18 protein-coding genes are annotated in these 16,361 nt (G+C 63.4%); 5 read left to right on the top strand and 13 right to left on the bottom strand.

The window, feature by feature from the left end; genetic code table 11:
• Window positions 1-73: 73 nt before the first annotated feature.
• Window positions 74-1,285, bottom strand: coding sequence for a GGDEF domain-containing protein (locus EOC94_RS29620; protein ID WP_127295032.1), 1,212 nt, complete (start codon window positions 1,283-1,285; stop codon window positions 74-76).
• Between the two features lie 157 nt (window positions 1,286-1,442).
• Between EOC94_RS29620 and EOC94_RS29625 the strand changes: the two genes are divergently transcribed.
• On the top strand, window positions 1,443-1,754 hold the full coding sequence (locus EOC94_RS29625; RefSeq protein ID WP_127295034.1) for a hypothetical protein: 312 nt from the start codon (window positions 1,443-1,445) through the stop codon (window positions 1,752-1,754).
• A 91-nt stretch (window positions 1,755-1,845) separates the two neighbouring features.
• Here the strand turns inward: EOC94_RS29625 and leuC are convergent, their stop codons facing one another.
• The 5 genes from leuC to rplS all read right to left on the bottom strand — a co-directional run bounded on the left by leuC (window position 1,846) and on the right by rplS (window position 7,014).
• A complete protein-coding gene (gene leuC, locus EOC94_RS29630) occupies window positions 1,846-3,255 on the bottom strand; it encodes a 3-isopropylmalate dehydratase large subunit (protein WP_127295036.1) in 1,410 nt (469 codons plus the stop codon).
• Window positions 3,256-3,650: 395 nt separating this feature from the next.
• Window positions 3,651-4,286 (bottom strand): class I SAM-dependent methyltransferase, encoded by a 636-nt coding sequence (locus EOC94_RS29640; protein ID WP_127295038.1) that lies wholly within the window; start codon window positions 4,284-4,286, stop codon window positions 3,651-3,653.
• 56 nt (window positions 4,287-4,342) lie between these two features.
• Window positions 4,343-5,158 carry an amino acid ABC transporter permease gene (locus EOC94_RS29645; RefSeq protein WP_127295040.1) on the bottom strand — a complete coding sequence of 272 codons (816 nt, stop codon included), beginning with the start codon at window positions 5,156-5,158 and terminating at the stop codon, window positions 4,343-4,345.
• A 263-nt stretch (window positions 5,159-5,421) separates the two neighbouring features.
• Window positions 5,422-6,219, bottom strand: a complete 798-nt coding sequence (locus EOC94_RS29655) for a transporter substrate-binding domain-containing protein (RefSeq protein ID WP_127295042.1) — start codon at window positions 6,217-6,219, stop codon at window positions 5,422-5,424.
• 255 nt (window positions 6,220-6,474) lie between these two features.
• The gene (rplS, locus tag EOC94_RS29660) at window positions 6,475-7,014 is read right to left on the bottom strand and encodes a 50S ribosomal protein L19 (protein WP_095484904.1); all 540 of its coding nucleotides are present in this window, start codon (window positions 7,012-7,014) and stop codon (window positions 6,475-6,477) included.
• Window positions 7,015-7,332: 318 nt separating this feature from the next.
• Between rplS and EOC94_RS29665 the strand changes: the two genes are divergently transcribed.
• Complete coding sequence (locus EOC94_RS29665) at window positions 7,333-8,085, top strand: sulfite exporter TauE/SafE family protein (RefSeq protein WP_095484903.1); 753 nt, start codon at window positions 7,333-7,335, stop codon at window positions 8,083-8,085.
• On the opposite strand, the gene trmD is transcribed toward EOC94_RS29665, so the two are convergent.
• On the bottom strand, window positions 8,067-8,765 hold the full coding sequence (trmD, locus tag EOC94_RS29670) for a tRNA (guanosine(37)-N1)-methyltransferase TrmD (protein WP_127295044.1): 699 nt from the start codon (window positions 8,763-8,765) through the stop codon (window positions 8,067-8,069). The two genes, EOC94_RS29665 and trmD, sit on opposite strands and share 19 nt — an antisense overlap.
• Window positions 8,762-9,361 carry a ribosome maturation factor RimM gene (gene rimM, locus EOC94_RS29675; protein WP_095484901.1) on the bottom strand — a complete coding sequence of 200 codons (600 nt, stop codon included), beginning with the start codon at window positions 9,359-9,361 and terminating at the stop codon, window positions 8,762-8,764. The genes trmD and rimM overlap by 4 nt, the downstream gene beginning before the upstream one ends.
• 145 nt (window positions 9,362-9,506) lie before the next feature.
• Here rimM and EOC94_RS29680 point away from each other — a divergent pair, with 145 nt between their 5' ends.
• The 3 genes from EOC94_RS29680 (at window position 9,507) to EOC94_RS29690 (ending at window position 11,140) form a co-directional block, all read left to right on the top strand.
• The gene (locus EOC94_RS29680; protein WP_095484900.1) at window positions 9,507-10,445 is read left to right on the top strand and encodes a tyrosine recombinase XerC; all 939 of its coding nucleotides are present in this window, start codon (window positions 9,507-9,509) and stop codon (window positions 10,443-10,445) included.
• Between the two features lie 112 nt (window positions 10,446-10,557).
• The gene (locus EOC94_RS29685) at window positions 10,558-10,755 is read left to right on the top strand and encodes a hypothetical protein (RefSeq protein WP_245465683.1); all 198 of its coding nucleotides are present in this window, start codon (window positions 10,558-10,560) and stop codon (window positions 10,753-10,755) included.
• Window positions 10,756-10,924: 169 nt separating this feature from the next.
• On the top strand, window positions 10,925-11,140 hold the full coding sequence (locus EOC94_RS29690; protein ID WP_127295046.1) for a hypothetical protein: 216 nt from the start codon (window positions 10,925-10,927) through the stop codon (window positions 11,138-11,140).
• A gap of 588 nt (window positions 11,141-11,728) precedes the next feature.
• Here EOC94_RS29690 and lpdA read toward each other — a convergent pair.
• Genes lpdA through odhB form a run of 5 tightly spaced genes read right to left on the bottom strand, consistent with a single transcriptional unit; the run spans window position 11,729 to window position 16,348 of the window.
• Window positions 11,729-13,135 carry a dihydrolipoyl dehydrogenase gene (gene lpdA / locus EOC94_RS29700; RefSeq protein WP_127295050.1) on the bottom strand — a complete coding sequence of 469 codons (1,407 nt, stop codon included), beginning with the start codon at window positions 13,133-13,135 and terminating at the stop codon, window positions 11,729-11,731.
• A gap of 40 nt (window positions 13,136-13,175) precedes the next feature.
• A complete protein-coding gene (locus EOC94_RS29705) occupies window positions 13,176-13,931 on the bottom strand; it encodes an SDR family oxidoreductase (protein ID WP_127295052.1) in 756 nt (251 codons plus the stop codon).
• Window positions 13,928-14,440, bottom strand: a complete 513-nt coding sequence (locus tag EOC94_RS29710) for a hypothetical protein (RefSeq protein WP_127295054.1) — start codon at window positions 14,438-14,440, stop codon at window positions 13,928-13,930. Before EOC94_RS29710 ends, EOC94_RS29705 begins: the two co-directional genes overlap by 4 nt.
• 9 nt (window positions 14,441-14,449) lie before the next feature.
• Entirely contained in the window at window positions 14,450-15,037 is a 588-nt protein-coding gene (locus tag EOC94_RS29715) for a hypothetical protein (RefSeq protein ID WP_127295056.1), read from the bottom strand.
• Window positions 15,038-15,046: 9 nt separating this feature from the next.
• Window positions 15,047-16,348, bottom strand: coding sequence for a 2-oxoglutarate dehydrogenase complex dihydrolipoyllysine-residue succinyltransferase (gene odhB, locus EOC94_RS29720; RefSeq protein ID WP_095484894.1), 1,302 nt, complete (start codon window positions 16,346-16,348; stop codon window positions 15,047-15,049).
• Window positions 16,349-16,361 lie beyond the last annotated feature (13 nt).

A 16,361-nucleotide genomic window follows, 5' to 3' on the forward strand; every position in this document is an offset into this window, starting at 1 on the left:
ATTTTCGCACTCCCTGCGAAAGCAAATCACGGACGGGCGAAAAAGACGTTAATGCGAACCCAAGCGCGTATGATCAGCCGGCTTTGAGCGGTTCCACGACGGATACCGATTCCGGCTGTTCATAGGCCGACCGTTCATAAGATAGCCGCACGCTGTCGCGACCATTCCCTTTGGCTTTGTAGAGCGCCTCGTCGGCGCGGCGCATCAGCGGCTCAAGTCCTTCGTCGCCGGTGCGGGCCGTCACGCCGAAGCTCGCGGTCACTCTTGTGCCGGGCGGAAGCCCGTCGACGCTGCCCGCCGAATAGAGCGTGCGAATGGCTTCGGCAAACAGCCTTGCCGCGCCGAGGTCGCTCAGCGGCAAAAGCACGGCGAACTCCTCGCCACCGATGCGGCCGGCGACGCCGCGCGTGCCGGCAGCCGATAGAAGCTTGGCGGCGAAGTCGGCGATCACGCGATCGCCCGCCGCATGCCCGTGAAGGTCGTTGAGCGCCTTGAAATGATCGAGGTCGGCGAGCACCAGCGCGACCGGCATTTTGGCGGTGGCGCAGTGAAGCAGGAGAAGCCTGGCGCGCTCCTCGAAGCCGCGGCGGTTGAGCAGGCCCGACAGCGGATCGGTATACGCCTCGGCCTTCAGCGCCTTCATCACATCGAGCGCCGCCGCGCAGAACAGGCAAAGCGCGATGAGCAGCGACAGCAGCGCATGCGACAGCAACGCCGTCGTCCAGTAGGACGAGGCGTAAAAGCCGTCATAGCTTGTGAAGGGTCCGTGCGCGATGATGACGGCCAGTGTCCGCACGAAGAAATTCAGGCCGGAAAGCAGCGACAGCACGAACAGGATCATTTCGGTCGGACCCCTGCCGCGCACCGGGCGCAGTTCGGCCGCCACAAGCAGGCTGAGGCCGCCGAAGCCGAAATTCATCGCCAGGATCCGCCAAGTGAGGTCTGGCTGAACGAACAGGAACCAGCAGAATGCGGTCAGGCCACCGCCCGCCAGAACGCCGATCCCGACATAGGGCACGCGCCGCCCATAGCGCGCCACGATCGCGCTGCAGAGGCAGCAGGCGGCAAAGGTGAAGCATGTATTGGAGAGCAGCTTGGTCGGCGCCATGCCGACGGGCAGGGTGAAGTGCTGCAACAGGAACCCGGCCGCCGAGAGCGAGTAGCTGGCGGCGAGCACGGCCAGATAGGGGCGGTGGCGCTGGTAGAACCACAGCACGAGAAACACCGCGCCGAGCGCAAGCGCGATCGTCGGATTGAGCAACGCTACCAGCAAACCGGTGTCCAAAGGACCGTGACCCCCACGCTTCCGTGAGGGAAGACCCTAGAGCGGAAGCCCCAACAAGCGGTTAAGCAGTCGAATATGCGCGGGGTCGTCCATGAAACTGCGCGGAACTTGAAACCGCGATCGGCGTTTTCCAGCAGCAATCGATGGAGACGCTTTCATGGCCGATACGATCATGCTGACCGATCACGAGGCAATTCGCTCATGGGTCGCGGCGCGCGCCGGATTTCCGGCAATTGTCGACGTGTCGCCCGAAACGGGAACGCAAGCCATGCTGAGGCTGGTCTTCGGCCAGCACGCTTATCAGGACCAGGATCAGGGCGAACGTCCGGTCAATGCGGGCGGCTACGAACTGGTCGAATGGGACGAATGGTTCAAGCTCTTCGACGAACGTCAGCTTGCGCTGGTGGTCGCCGCGGAAGAACCCGGCCGGCGTGAGCAATTCCATGAATTCGTGAGGCGCCCGGCGTGAAGAGAGCCCGAACCGTATCGGGTTCGGGCTCTGGCATGCACTCATACACGGACTGTGGCAGCCCTGCGTTATTTCCACTCACGCCTGAAATCTATTTCCACTCACGAATGTCGACGAAGTGGCCGGCGATCGCCGCCGCCGCCGCCATAGCCGGCGACACGAGATGGGTGCGGCCCTTGAAGCCCTGACGGCCCTCAAAATTGCGGTTCGAGGTCGAGGCGCAGCGCTCATGCGGCTTGAGGCGGTCGTCATTCATGGCAAGGCACATCGAGCAGCCCGGCTCGCGCCAATCGAAGCCGGCCGCGACAAAGATCTTGTCGAGACCCTCGGCCTCCGCCTGCTCCTTGACCAGGCCGGACCCCGGCACGATCATCGCATCGACATGCGGGCTGACTTTTTTGCCCTCGACCACCTTGGCGACGGCGCGCAGATCCTCGATGCGGCCGTTGGTGCAGGAGCCGATGAAGACGCGATCGAGCGCGATATCGGTGATCTTGGTGCCCGGCTTCAGGCCCATATAGTCGAGCGCGCGCTGCTTGGAGGTGCGCTTGTTCTCATCAGTGATATCGTCGGGGTTCGGCACGATGCCCTGGACCGAGACGACGTCCTCGGGCGAAGAGCCCCAGGAGACGATCGGCGGCAATTTCGCCGCGTCGAGCACGACCACCTTGTCGAAATGCGCGCCTTCGTCGGACTGCAGCGTCTTCCAGTAGGCAAGCGCGGCGTCCCACGCCTCGCCCTTGGGAGCGCGCGGCTTGTCTTTGACATAGGCGAAGGTCGTCTCGTCGGGCGCGATCAGGCCGGCCCGGGCGCCGCCCTCGATCGACATGTTGCAGATGGTCATGCGGCCTTCCATGGACAGCGCCCGGATCGCCTCGCCGGCATATTCGATGACATAGCCGGTGCCGCCGGCAGTGCCGATCTCGCCGATGATCGCCAAAATGATGTCCTTGGCGGTGACGCCTTCCGGCAGCACGCCGTCGACGCGCACCAGCATGTTCTTGGCCTTGCGCTGGATCAGCGTCTGCGTGGCCAGCACATGCTCGACTTCCGAGGTGCCGATGCCATGCGCCAAAGCACCGAAAGCGCCGTGCGTCGAGGTGTGGCTGTCGCCGCAGACGATGGTCATGCCGGGCAAAGTAAAGCCCTGCTCGGGGCCGATGATGTGGACGATGCCCTGGCGGATGTCCTTTTCGGAATAATATTCGACGCCAAAATCCTTGGCATTCTTGGCCAGCGCCTCGACCTGGATGCGGCTTTCCTCGTTCTTGATGCCGAACTTGCGCTCGGGCGAGGTCGACACATTGTGGTCGACCACGGCCAGCGTCTTTTCAGGATGGCGGACCTTTCTGCCGGTCATGCGCAGGCCTTCGAAGGCTTGCGGGCTGGTCACTTCATGGACGAGGTGGCGGTCGATATAGAGCAGGCAGGTGCCGTCGTCCTGGCGGTCGACGACATGGTCGTCGAATATCTTGTCGTAGAGGGTGCGCGGTGCGCTCATGTGCGTAAATCCGTCGATATGAAAATGGGAAGGACAAGCGCCGGCTAGCCGGCGAACACGGCCTAGCGAAGTCGGCTGGTCAGAGCGCCGGAAACGCGCGCGGAGAATCGCGACGGCAGGCGTTTTCTATCCTGCAGCACGAAGCCCTTGTAGGCCGGATCGCCAAAAAGCTGTTCCATGGCGTGGCTCATATCAATGTTTTGGCTTTTCGGCAATTGGTAGGGATGTGACGCGGCTTCCCCTTCTCCCCTTGTGGGAGAAGGTGGATCGGCGCGTAGCGCCGAGACGAGGGGTGCTGGCCGGAGCGCGGTTGGTGCCAGCCTGGAACACCCCTCATCCGACCGAGCTTCGCTCGGCCACCTTCTCCCACAGGGGAGAAGGGAAAGTGCCGCCCCTCAAAGCACCTCAAACACGAATGTCTTCACCAGCGCCTCGGGTTCGGCGATGGCATAGCAGCGGAACCATGGGCTTTCTTTGACCGGCCGCCATTTCTTCGCCTGCTCCAGCTCATTGAACACCGCCTGAAATCCGCCGCTCTCGAACACCTGGTCGCGAACGGTGAAGATGGCATGGCCGCCCTTCTTGGTGATGCGCACCAGTTCATGCAGGCCGGAAGCCGGCGCGTGGCTGATGGTGAACACGCCGGTCGAGAAGAAGGCGCGGAAATACCCGTCGGGCCAAGGCAGGGGACCGCCAAGCATCGCCTGTTTCAGCTCGCTGTAGGCCTGCCGACTGCCGGCGATTTTCAGCATGTCCTCCGACAGGTCGAGCCCGGCAATGTCCCGATAGCCGAGCGCCTTAAGCGACGGTCCCGACAGGCCGGTGCCGCATCCGGCGTCGAGCAGCGGGCCCTCGCCTGCCGGCACATGGCGCGCCACCCAGGCGGCGATCAGGAACGGCAGGAGATAGCCGAGCGAGGCGGTTTCGCTGTCATAGGTCGCAGCCCATGCGGCATAAGCTTGCGCCAGCGCTTCCGGTGTATCCGCCGTATAGACGGACTCCAGCGCCGCATTGGCTTTGTCGATGTTCATGGATCAATTCCTCCGCAACCGGGCAGGTCAATCGTAGCGCCGTCTTCGCCTGCCTTCTATTCCTCATGCTGGCGGCGCAACCGCTTCTCCAGCGCCCGCAAGGCCAGCGACAGGCCAACCGTCAGGATGAGATAGATATAGGCGACGATCGAATAGGTTTCGAAGAAGCGAAACGAGCCGGCGGCGTAGATCTTGCCCATCTGGGTGATGTCGGCGACGCCGAGCACCGAGACCAGCGACGAATCCTTGACCATGGCGACGAAATCATTGCCGAGCGGCGGCAAGATGGTGCGGATCGCCTGCGGAAAGACGATCAGCCGGAAACGCTGCGTGCGCGTCAGCCCCAGCGCCTTCGCCGCCTCGATTTGGCCCTTCTCGACCGCCTGGATGCCGGCGCGGAAGACCTCCGAGATGAAGGCCGAGTAGCCGATGGTCAGCGCCATGATGGCGCGCCACAGCAGCGACACGTCTCGCACCAGCAGCTCGCCGAAGACGCCGGCGCTTTGCAGCGGCGCGGTCAGCGCGTTCCATGCCGCGACGAAAGCTGGCGCGCCGGCAAACGCGATCCAGAACAACAGCACCAGGATTGGCACGCCGCGGATGATCTCGACATAGAAGCGGGCGATCTGACGCAACCAGCGCGACCCTGACAGCCCCATCAGCGCGATGCCGAGCCCGATGGCGGAAGCCAGGGCAAAGGCGACAATTGTGACGAAGACAGTGATGCCGATGCCCTTGGCGACGGTCGCGAAAACCTGGGCGTAGAGGTCGCTTGCGGCGATGAAGATGGCGGCGGCCACGGCGAGCGCGATCGCCGCGGCAAGCCACCAGGGAAAGTCGGTTTTGGAGGTGGAAGACGCGGGCGTTGCCATCAGGCGACGCCGGTGAAGCAGACATCGCGAAGGCATGGTGCCAAGGCACCCCCCTCTGTCCTGCCGGACATCTCCCCCTCAAGGGGGGAGATTGGCTGTTCATTCTGCTTTCGCCAATCTCCAACGTTAGAGAAAAAGCGCGGCCAGCGAAGCTGCCAATCTCCCCCCTTGAGGGGGAGATGTCCGGCAGGACAGAGGGGGGTGGACGAGCGCGGAGTCAGCGCGAGTTCCTGCGCATCACCCAACGTGCGCAACAATGGAAGCTACTGCCCCATCTTGTAATCAAGGAACCATTTCTTGTTGAGCGCATCGAGCGTGCCGTCGGCCTTGAGCGCGGCGATCGCCGCATTGACTGGCTTCACCAGATCCGAGCCTTTCGGGAAAATAAAGCCGAAATCCTCGGTGCCGAGCGGTCCGCCGATCAGCTTCAGCCCGCCATTGGACGCCTCGACGTAGCCCTTGCCGGCAGTGCCGTCGGTCAAAACGACATCGACGTCGCCGGTCTTCAGCGCCTGCACCGTCGCGCCGAACGTCTCGAACAGTTTGATGCGCGGGTTCTGCTCATTGCCGTCGAGCACGCTGTAGACGGCGGTGTAGAAGGGCGTGGTGCCGGCCTGCGCGCCGATCAGCCCGTCCTTGAAGGCGCCGAACGTCTTGGCGTCGGTGAAGCGCTTCTCGTCGCCGCGCACCAGCATGAACTGTTCCGAGCGCATATAGGGGTCGGAGAAATCGACCTTCTGCTTGCGGTCGTCTTTGATGGTGATGCCGGTCATGCCGATGTTGTACTGGTTGTCGGAAACCGCCTGGATCATCGCGTCCCAGGAAGTGTTCTGGTACTCGACCTCGAAATTCAGCCGCTTGGCGATCTCGTTCATCGCGTCATATTCCCAACCGATCTGCTTGCCTGTCTTGGCGTCGATGAACTGCAGCGGCGGATAGGCGTTCTCCGTCACCACCACCACCTTCTTGCCGCCGAGATCGGGCAGCGCCTGCGCCAGGGCGACGACGGGCGCGAGAATCAGAGCCAACAGGCCGGCCAACAGCAGTTTCGATTTGGTCATGACACACACCCCAAGAACTTGAACAGCCTCGACATTGTCGAGGCTTGCAGGAAAACCCGGCGCCGACTTTAGCTTTCCGTTAGCGCCTTGCAAGCCGGTCCGATGCGCCGCTTTGCGCTAAAACGGATTCTAATGCTTCCAACCGAGCGCTGCTCAACGATTCGTGCCTTGCGGATCAAACCCCGTCCGGCGCGTCACCTCAGGGACAAAAAAGGCGGCCGAAGCCGCCTTTCCGAAGCACGGTGTTGAAAAAACTTATTCGGCGACAGCCGCTTCCGCAGCCTTGGCGGCCTCGTCGGCGGCCTTCTTCTCAGCGGCGTCCTGTGCGGCCTTCTCGGCGGCCAGCGCCTGCGCGGCGGCCACCTTCTCGGCCTCGATGCGGGCCTTTTCGGCGTTCAGCGCATCGCGCTCCTCATCGTTCAGCTTGCGGGCGCGCACGCCGGTGTTTTCCGAAATACGGGCCGATTTGCCGCGGCGATCGCGCAAGTAGTAGAGCTTGGCGCGACGCACCTTGCCACGGCGCACGATCTCGACGCCCTCGACCATCGGCGAATAGACCGGGAACACGCGCTCCACGCCTTCGCCGTAGGAAATCTTGCGAACGGTGAAGCTCTCCTGGAAACCGGCGCCGGCGCGGGCGATGACGACGCCCTCATAGGCCTGGACACGGGTACGGGTGCCTTCGGTCACGCGGACCTGGACGCGCACGGTATCGCCGGGCTGGAATTCGGGAAGCTTGCGCTTGGCTTCGATCTTGGCGGCCTGTTCGGCCTCGAGCTGACGGAGGATGTCCATCGTAAAAATCCACTTCTTGTTCTTCCGACAGTCAGAGCGTCCGACACTCGCTTTGCAGTTCCATTGACCGCTCGGCTATGCCCTTCGTTCGCGAGAACATCGGGCAGGGGCGACTACACCGCCATTGTTGACGGGTCCGGCAGATTTTTCTTCCGGTTCGGGCGGGCACATACAGCTATTTCGACGCTTTGTCACGCCTTTGCCGTGTTCTTTTTTGGTCGTTGGCCGACATTGCAATCTTTCAGCAGGGGTTGCGCCGAAGGCCCAAGCTTTTTAAGCCGGGTAAAACGTGACTTTCCTCCGGCGGCAATACCCCCCATGCCAGTTCTCGATGCGGCCCTGCTCTTTTTCGCGGGCTTTCTCTCAGGTGCCGTCAACGCGATAGCTGGCGGCGGGACGTTCGTAACCTTCGGCGCCATGACGCTGGTCGGCTTGCCGCCGATCGTCGCTAACGCGACCTCGTCGGTGACACAGTTTCCCGGCTACATCACCTCGACGCTCGCCTACTGGTCCGACATCAAGCATTTCTGGCGCACGGCGTTGCTGCTCGGCCTCATATCGGCTTTCGGCGCGCTGGCCGGTGCACTCATCCTTCTGGCGCTCGACAATCCGTCGTTCCGCGTCCTGGTGCCATGGCTGCTGCTGGCGGCGACTGCGCTATTCGCCGCTGGGCCGTGGCTGAAGCCGGCACCCAAGCCGGGGCATGAGGCCGCGGTGGGTTCGCTGGTCGGCTCCCTGGCGCAATTCGCCACCGCAGTCTATGGCGGTTTCTTCGGCGCCGGCATGGGCGTCATGATGCTGGCAACGCTCGGCCTCACCCAGCCCGGCGACTATCACCGCCTGAACGCGCTGAAGAACATGCTGGCCGTGGTCATCGCGGCGATAGCCATCCTGGTCTTCGTCTCCGGCGGCGTGATCGCCTGGCCGCAAGCGATCATCATGATACCGGGCGGCGCGCTGGGCGGCTATGCCGGCGTCTGGATCGCCAAGCGCGTGCCGCAAATTGCCGTGCGCGGCTTCGTGGTTGGGATCGGCGTGTTCCTGGCCTTTTACTATTTTGCCAAGGGCTGAGCGGCTAACAGGTCAGGCCGCCTTTCCCTGGTCAGCTTTTCCGACTCAGCGCGCCGCCATGCGGCGATCTTCTTGTGATTGCCCGAGGTGAGAACCTCGGGGATTTGCCGGCCTTCGAATTCCTGCGGGCGCGTGTAGTGCGGATGTTCGAGCAGGCCGTTTTCAAAACTCTCTTCATCGCCTGATACCGCATTGCCCATCACGCCGGGCAACAGCCGCACCACGGCGTCGAGCAGCACGAGCGCTGCCGGCTCGCCGCCGGACAGGATGAAGTCGCCGACCGAGACCTCCTCGAGCCCACGCGCGTCGATCACCCGCTGGTCGACGCCTTCGAAGCGTCCGCAGACGATGACGACGCCCGGCCCGGCGGCCAGTTCGCGCACGCGGGACTGCGTCAGCGGTTTTCCACGCGGACTCATCAGCAGCCGTGGCCGTGGATCACCCGGTGGCGAGGCATGGTCGATCGCCTTGGCCAAAACGTCGGCGCGCATCACCATGCCGGCGCCGCCACCGGCCGGTGTGTCGTCGACGGTGCGGTGGCGGTCGCTGGCGAAATCGCGGATCTGGATTGCTTCCAGCTCCCACGTGCCAGCCTCCAGCGCTCTGCCGGCCAGCGACAGGCCGAGCGCGCCGGGAACCATCTCCGGATAGAGCGTCAGCACCGAGGCGGAAAAGCTCACCGGTTGCCCCCGGCGTCCTTCGGCCCGCGCGGCCTGCCCTTCGGGTCGAAACCGTCGCCACCGGGAGGCTCGCCGTCTTCGTCCTCGACCAGTCCCGCCGCCGCCGGATCGATTCGGACGAAACCCTCTTTGATAGACACGTCAGGCACGGCGGCCTGCGTGAACGGGATCAGCACGCCTTTGCGCTCGCCAAGCATCACATCGAGAATGTCGCCGCCACCGAAATTATGCACGGCCACGACCTTGCCGATGTCAGCACCGGTATCGTCCCGGACCGCCAGCCCGACGAGATCAGCATGATAGAATTCGTCCTCTTCGCCATCGTCCGGCAGCATCGAGCGGTCGACGAACAATTCCGTGCCGGCAAGCGCCTCGGCGGCGTTGCGGTCGCTGATGCCCTTGAAGCGCACCACGACGACCGTGTTGGCCGGCCTGATGTCGACGATCTGGAAGGCGCGGCCGTCCCTGGCGTAGAGCGGCCCATAGTCGGCTAGCGCCAACGGATCGCCGGTAAAGGTTTTCACGCGCAATTCGCCCTTGATGCCGTGGGCGGCGCCGATCACGGCCATCTGGACGGGGTTTTGTGGTTTGGTCATCGGTGGAAAAATCCTTTGGCCTTGCTCTAGCTCCAGCCTCTTGTCATTTCAATGACGCGGCTCTTCACCGCTTCCTAACCCGGCTGCCGGAAGATGGCCCAGAATTGGAAGAACGAATTGGAAGAACGGAATATCGAAAGAGCCAATGCAGGAATTTCTTATTCCAGCCAAACCAGACCTTCAGGCGGCCCGCGAAACCTGGCTGAAGATGCTGGCGCGCGAACGCCGGCTATCGCCGGAAACCGTGGAGGCCTATGAGCGCGACACGCGCCAGTTCCTGCACTTCCTGACCGGCCATTGCGGCGGTTCGCCCGGCATTTCGGATATCGCCGATCTGCGCCCGGCCGATCTCCGCGGTTTTCTCGCCGCTCGCCGCGCCGGGGGCGCCGGCGCCCGCACGCTCGGGCGGGGGCTCGCCGGCATCCGTTCGTTGCTGCGCTTTCTGGAGCGGCGCGGCCTCGTCAATGCGGCGGGTGCTGCAGCACTGCGCGCGCCACGGCAGCCGAAGTCGCTGCCCAAGCCGCTGACGGCCAGCGATGCCAAACACGTCGTTTCGGTGGAAGGCCAGTTGGCGGAGGAGCCGTGGATCGCCGCCCGCAACGCCGCCGTGCTGACGCTGCTCTACGGCTCGGGCCTGCGCATTTCCGAGGCGCTCGGATTGTCGGGCGCCGATCTGTCGTCGGCTGGCGATAGCGTGCTGCGCGTCACCGGCAAGGGCGGCAAGACCCGGCTGGTTCCGGTGCTGCCGGTGGCGCTGAGGGCGATCGCCGAATACCGCCGGCTCTGCCCCTATCATCTCGATCCGAAGGGCCTGCTGTTTCGCGGCGCCCGCGGCGGCCCGCTCAATCCGGCCATCGTCCAGCGCGACATGGCGAAGCTGCGCTCGGCGCTCAATCTGCCCGATACCGCCACGCCGCACGCCTTGCGCCATTCCTTCGCCACGCATCTGCTTGGGCGCGGCGGCGACCTACGCACCATCCAGGAACTTTTGGGCCATGCCAGCCTGTCGACGACGCAGATCTACACCGGCGTCGACACCGCCAGGCTGCTCGAAATCTACGAAGCCGCCCATCCGCGGGCGTGAGCGACGTGCAGGCCTGCAAAGTCCGGACAGCGCACGCGCAATGAGCCCCGTTCAAGACAATTTGGATAAGCCGGTTAACCGTTTCGCCGCTTTTTTAGGCCTAGAAAGAGCCATGAAACGCGTCATCGCCATTACCGACCGCGCGGCTTTTGTGTCGCTGAAGCTGCTTGTGGTACTCAACGCCCTGTTTCTTGTCTCTTTTCTCGTCGTCGCGTTGCTCGCGGCCGGCAAGGCGCACGCCGGGAGCCCGGCTTGCGGCGGCGCCGACATGCCGTCGAGTCCGGTGGGCTGCGCCGCATCGAGAAAATGACTTTTCGCCGGCCCCAACAAGTGATCGATCATGCCGGGCCGACCCCTCGCCGCCTTCATGACGCCCTGCATCCTCCCGACGCGGAGGTCTGGTCGAGGATTTCCGCAAGGCCGCCTGAACCTGACCGTCGTTTACTGAGTTGCACGGTTGAGTTGCGGACCAGGAAGACATGATTCCGATCGATGCCTTCCCGAATCAGGACGCGAGGGCGGCGGTCCGGTCTTGGTGCAAGATGGCTGAAAAGGCTCGTTTTGGCTCGATCTCCGCCAATTTTGCGAGGGAAATGCGTGCGGACCAACGATTCCAGGCGCAGATTGCCCTGTTTTCGGCGTTTTCGATACCTAGCGTGAAACCTGTTCAACGATTGCGCGTTGATTTGTGTTGATTGATACTTTTCATCCACGGAGGACACTTTTATGGCGAATCCAAACGACCCGTACACCACTCCGACCCCCCCTCCCAAGTCGGGTGGCGGCGGCAGCGGCTGGCTGATTGCCCTGGTTGTCGTTATCCTGGCTATTGTCGCTTACTATATTTTTGGAAGAAGCGGTGAAACGCCCGCGCCTGCTGAGCCGCCGGCCGCCAGCACGCCAGCCCCAGCGCCGGCGCCCGCAGAACCGGCACCTGCCCCGGCCCCGGCAGAGCCTGCGCCAGCCCCGGCACCCGCAGAGCCTGCGCCCGCACCAGCACCCGCAGAGCCTGCTCCGGCGCCTGCACCGGCTCCGGCGCCTGCAGAGCCAGCGCCTGCTCCGGCGCCCGCACCAGCCCCGGCGCAGTGATCGGCTGCTGACTTCAAATACGAACGGCCCGCTGAAAAGCGGGCCGTTTTGCTTTGAGCCATCAGGTGGCTGCCGGAGTAGCTTAGAGCAATTCCAGGAAAAGTGTGAAGCGGTTTTCCGTCCGGAATTGCGCAAAAACAAAGAGATAGAGCGGTTCGGCGTTTCCGTGAAACGATGAACCGCTCTAGGACGGCCTACATATGGATCGGCTTGAAGAAGGTCGCCAGTGCCGCTTCCTTCACCGCCTCCGACATCGTCGGATGGGCGTGGCAGGTGCGGGCAAGATCTTCCGACGAGCCGCCGAACTCCATCAGCACCGCCGCCTCGTGGATCATCTCGCCGGCGCCGAAGCCGACGATGTGGACGCCGAGCACGCGATCGCTCTGCTTGTCCGCCAGGATCTTCACGAAGCCGTCGGTATGCAGCATGGCGCGCGCCCGGCCATTGGCGCTGAACGGAAACTTGCCGGCCTTATAGTCGATGCCGGCCGCCTTCAGCTCTTCCTCGGTCTTGCCGACCGAGGCGATTTCCGGACTGGTGTAGACGACGTTCGGGATCACCTCGTAATTCACATGCCCGGCCTGGCCGGCGATGGTCTCGGCCACCGCCACCCCCTCGTCCTCGGCCTTGTGGGCAAGCATCGGCCCGGCGATGACGTCGCCGATGGCGTAGATGCCGGGTACATTGGTCTTGAGATGGCCGTCCGTCTTGACCCGGCCGCGCTCGTCGACATCGACGCCGGCTTCCTTCAGCCCGAGACTGTCCGAATAGGCCCGACGTCCCGTCGCGATCAGCACCGCATCCGCCTCGATGGTCTCGGCAGCACCCCCCTTGACCGGCTCGAAGATGACGGTGACACCCTTCTTGGCCTTGGCGACACCGGTCACCTTGGCGCCGAGCCTGAATTCGATGCCTTGCTTGGACAGCATGCGCTGGAACTGTTTGGCGACCTCGCCATCCATGCCGCCCAGTATGGTGTCGAGGAACTCGACGACGGTGACCTTCGCGCCGAGCCGCGCCCATACCGAGCCGAGTTCCAGCCCGATGACGCCGCCGCCTACCACCACCAGATGGCCCGGCACCTTGTCTAGCGACAACGCGCCGGTCGAGGACATGATCACCTTCTCGTCGATGTCGACCTTGACGCCGGGAATGCCGGCGACGTCGGAACCGGTGGCGATGACGATGTTCCTGGTCTCGATCTCCTCGACCTTGCCGTCCTCGCCGGTCACCGACACCTTGCCGGCGGACAAGACCTTGCCGGTGCCGCGAAACGAGTCGATCTTGTTCTTCTTGAACAGGAAGGCGACGCCGTTGACGTTGGACGCCACGGTCGCGTCCTTGTGCGCCATCATCTTCCCGAGATTGAGCTTCGGCGCGCCGATCTCGACGCCCAGCGTGTCGAAGGAATGGCCGGCCTCGGCGAACATCTCGGAGGCATGCAGCAGCGCCTTGGACGGAATGCAGCCGATGTTGAGGCAGGTGCCGCCGAAGGTCGGGTTCTTCTCGACCACCGCCGTCTTGAGGCCGAGCTGTGCCGCCTTGATGGCGCAGACATAGCCGCCCGGTCCCGATCCGATGATAACGATGTCATAAGCCATGATACTATCCTTCTGGTCTGGCACTCAGCCTTGGCTGGGATTAGCGGCCGCCGCCCACTTCCAAATTCGCGCCTGTCGTAAAGGACGCCCAGTCCGACAGGAGCCAAAGAATTGCCGCGGCGACCTCTTCGGCGGTTCCCGCCCTCTGCATGGGCACGAGGTGACGCATCCTCTCGACGCGATCCGGCTGCCCGCCCGAGGCGTGAATTTCGGTGTCGACAATCCCTGGACTGACCGCGTTGACGCGAATGCCTTCGCTGGCCACTTCGCGCGCCAGGCCAATAGTGAAGGAATCGATCGCACCCTTCGAGGCGGCGTAGTCGACATATTCGCCCGGTCCGCCAATTCTTGCAGCAATCGACGAAACATTCACGATAGCGCCGCCCTTGCCGCCATGGCTGGTCGACATGCGCTTCACCGCTTCACGGGCACAGAGCATGGCGCCAATGACGTTGATGCGCATCATGCGCTCCAGCCTTGCTCCGCTCATTTCGTCGACACGCGCCTTCCGGTCGACCACGCCGGCATTGTTGACGAGCGCATCGAGCGGACCGAAGGCATGATCGATCCTCTCGAACATCGCCTGAATATCGGCCTCGCTGCCCACGTCGCCCTTGATGGCCAGCGCTTCGCCGCCATCCTGCGCGATCGCCGCGACAAGCGCCGTGGCTGCAGCCTCGTTCGAGGCATAGTTGACCGCAACACGATATCCGGCCTTGGCGGCAAGCCTGGATGTGGCCGCGCCGATGCCGCGGCCGCCACCGGTCACCAGCAGCACTTTTTTGCTCGCGCTCATTCCTGACAACCCTTCAACGAAAACACATCCCACGGCACTTTCGAAAACCCGTTGGTGCCAGAGGCGGCCAACATCTGCAGCGACGGTCCGAGGTCGGGAAAGATCAGGGTCTTCGGCGCGTCCACGCCTTCGGCCGGCAGCAGAGCGATGTTGCCCTTGTCGTCACCACTGTAGACGACCCCCTCCCACACCGTGCAGGCGGCGAGCTCGTCGCCGGTGACGTCGCCCGTCGGGCATTTGTACATCAGCGAACCATGCGGCCGCGCCACGCCTTCCGTCCACATGACGATGCCGTCGAGCACGACGCTGTTGTCGAGCACCATCTTGAACGTGTTGGTGACAACAGCCGATTCCATGGTCGGCCTGAAATCGATCTCGGCGGCACTTTCGGCATCGCCATAGACGGCGAGCTCGATCGGGCAGGCGGCAAAGGCCGTCGATGCGACCATGACCAGCCCGGTCGAGAACGATGCGGCCAACAAACGCGCAGACTGGGAACGGATCGTCATTTGTCAGTTCTATTCGCCTTGAACATCCCGATCGACGATGAAGATCGTGGCCAGGAAATAATCTATCTCGAAGGCAACGTTTGCGCGCGCGTAGACTGGTAGGGTGTTCACCTCATATTTGAGGGTCAAGAAGCGGGAGCCTTCCGCCACCTCGACATAAATGTCGCGCTCATCGCCGCCGCCAATTGTCCACTTGAATTCGAGTTCGGGCTTGTTCAGGAGCTGCAATGCCTTGGGCAGGCTGTGGATCGCTATCGGTTTGCTGCCCGCAAAAGTTACTGGATGTCGCCCCAGATCTATGTCCAGATCGCCTTGCCAGGTCGCCATCATCCCGCCCACCTGCAATCTTCCAAAGACGGGCTCGACCCTGATTGACCTCAGGCAAAAATCGGGACTGAAAAAGAACTCGCAATTCGCACCGTAGATGCACCACGCTGACGCAGTATCTCCGTGGCGATAGTGATTATCCGCGCGCAGATCCTCCGGATCTATCAAGCCGCGAATCGTTTCGCGGTTGCTTTTGCCGAGTTCGATCGGTCCCGCGCGGCCCGTCGTCAGAAGTTCGAGCAGATCGATTGGCTCGACAGGCTCAGCCATCCTGGCCACTCACAGATCCAGCACCAGCCGCTCCGGATCCTCCAGGCTTTCCTTGACGCGGACCAGGAAGGTCACCGCTTCCTTGCCGTCGACGATGCGGTGATCGTAGGAGAGCGCCAGATACATCATCGGCCGGATCACGATCTGGCCGCCGACCACCACCGGCCGCTCCTGGATCTTGTGCATGCCCAGAATGCCGGACTGCGGCGCGTTGAGGATCGGCGTCGACATCAGCGACCCGTAAACGCCGCCGTTGGAAATCGTAAACGTGCCTCCTTGCATATCCGCCACGGAAAGCTTGCCGTCACGCGCGGCGATGCCCAGCCTGCCGATATCCTTCTCGATCTCGGCGATCGACATCTGGTCGGCATCGCGCACCACTGGCACGACGAGGCCCTTTTCGGTGCCGACGGCGACGCCGATATGGGCGTAGTTCTTGAAGATGATGTCGGTGCCGTCGATCTCGGCATTGACCGAAGGGATCTCCTTCAGCGCATGGGTGACGGCCTTGGTGAAGAAGCCCATGAAGCCCAGCTTCACGCCGTGCTTCTTCTCGAACACATCCTTGTATTTGGTCCTGAGCGCCATCACCGCACTCATGTCCACCTCGTTGAAGGTGGTCAGCATGGCGGCGGTCGACTGCGCTTCCTTGAGGCGGCGCGCGATGGTCTGCCGCAGCTTGGTCATGCGCACGCGCTCTTCGCGCGACGCGTCATCGGCCGAGGACGGCGCACGGGCAGCGACCGGTGCAGGAGCCTTCGGCGTCTCGGCCGGCTGCGACGGCGCGCCCCTGGCGATTGCGTCGAGCACGTCGCCCTTCAGCACCTGGCCGCGCTTGCCGGAACCCGAGACCTGGTCGACCGCGAGATTGCTCTCGGCCAGCAGCTTCGCCGCCGCTGGCGCCGGCGGCATCGTGCGCGCCTCGATCGGCCCGGCATCGCCAGCGATCTTGGCGGTCTCGGCCGCGGCTTGCTTGACGGTTGATGCGGCGGTCGGTGCCGAGGCTTGCGATACCGCGTCCTGCCTCGGTTCGGAAGTTGACGCCTTCGCGGGTGCTGCCGCTTTTGCCCCGTCGCCTGCCGAAATCATGCCGAGCAAAGCGCCGACCTCGACCGTCTCGCCTTCCTTGACGGCGATCTCGCTGAGCGTTCCTGCGGCCGCGGCCGGCACTTCCACCGTTACCTTGTCGGTTTCGAGCTCGACCAGCGGCTCGTCGGTGGCGATCGCGTCGCCCACCTTCTTGAACCATTTGCCGATGGTCGCCTCGGTGACGGATTCGCCAAGTGTGGGGACGCGGATTTCGGTAGCCATTGTGCCTGTCCGT

The organism is Mesorhizobium sp. M6A.T.Ce.TU.016.01.1.1, from assembly GCF_003997065.1.
In the GTDB taxonomy this organism is placed as follows: domain Bacteria; phylum Pseudomonadota; class Alphaproteobacteria; order Rhizobiales; family Rhizobiaceae; genus Mesorhizobium; species Mesorhizobium mediterraneum.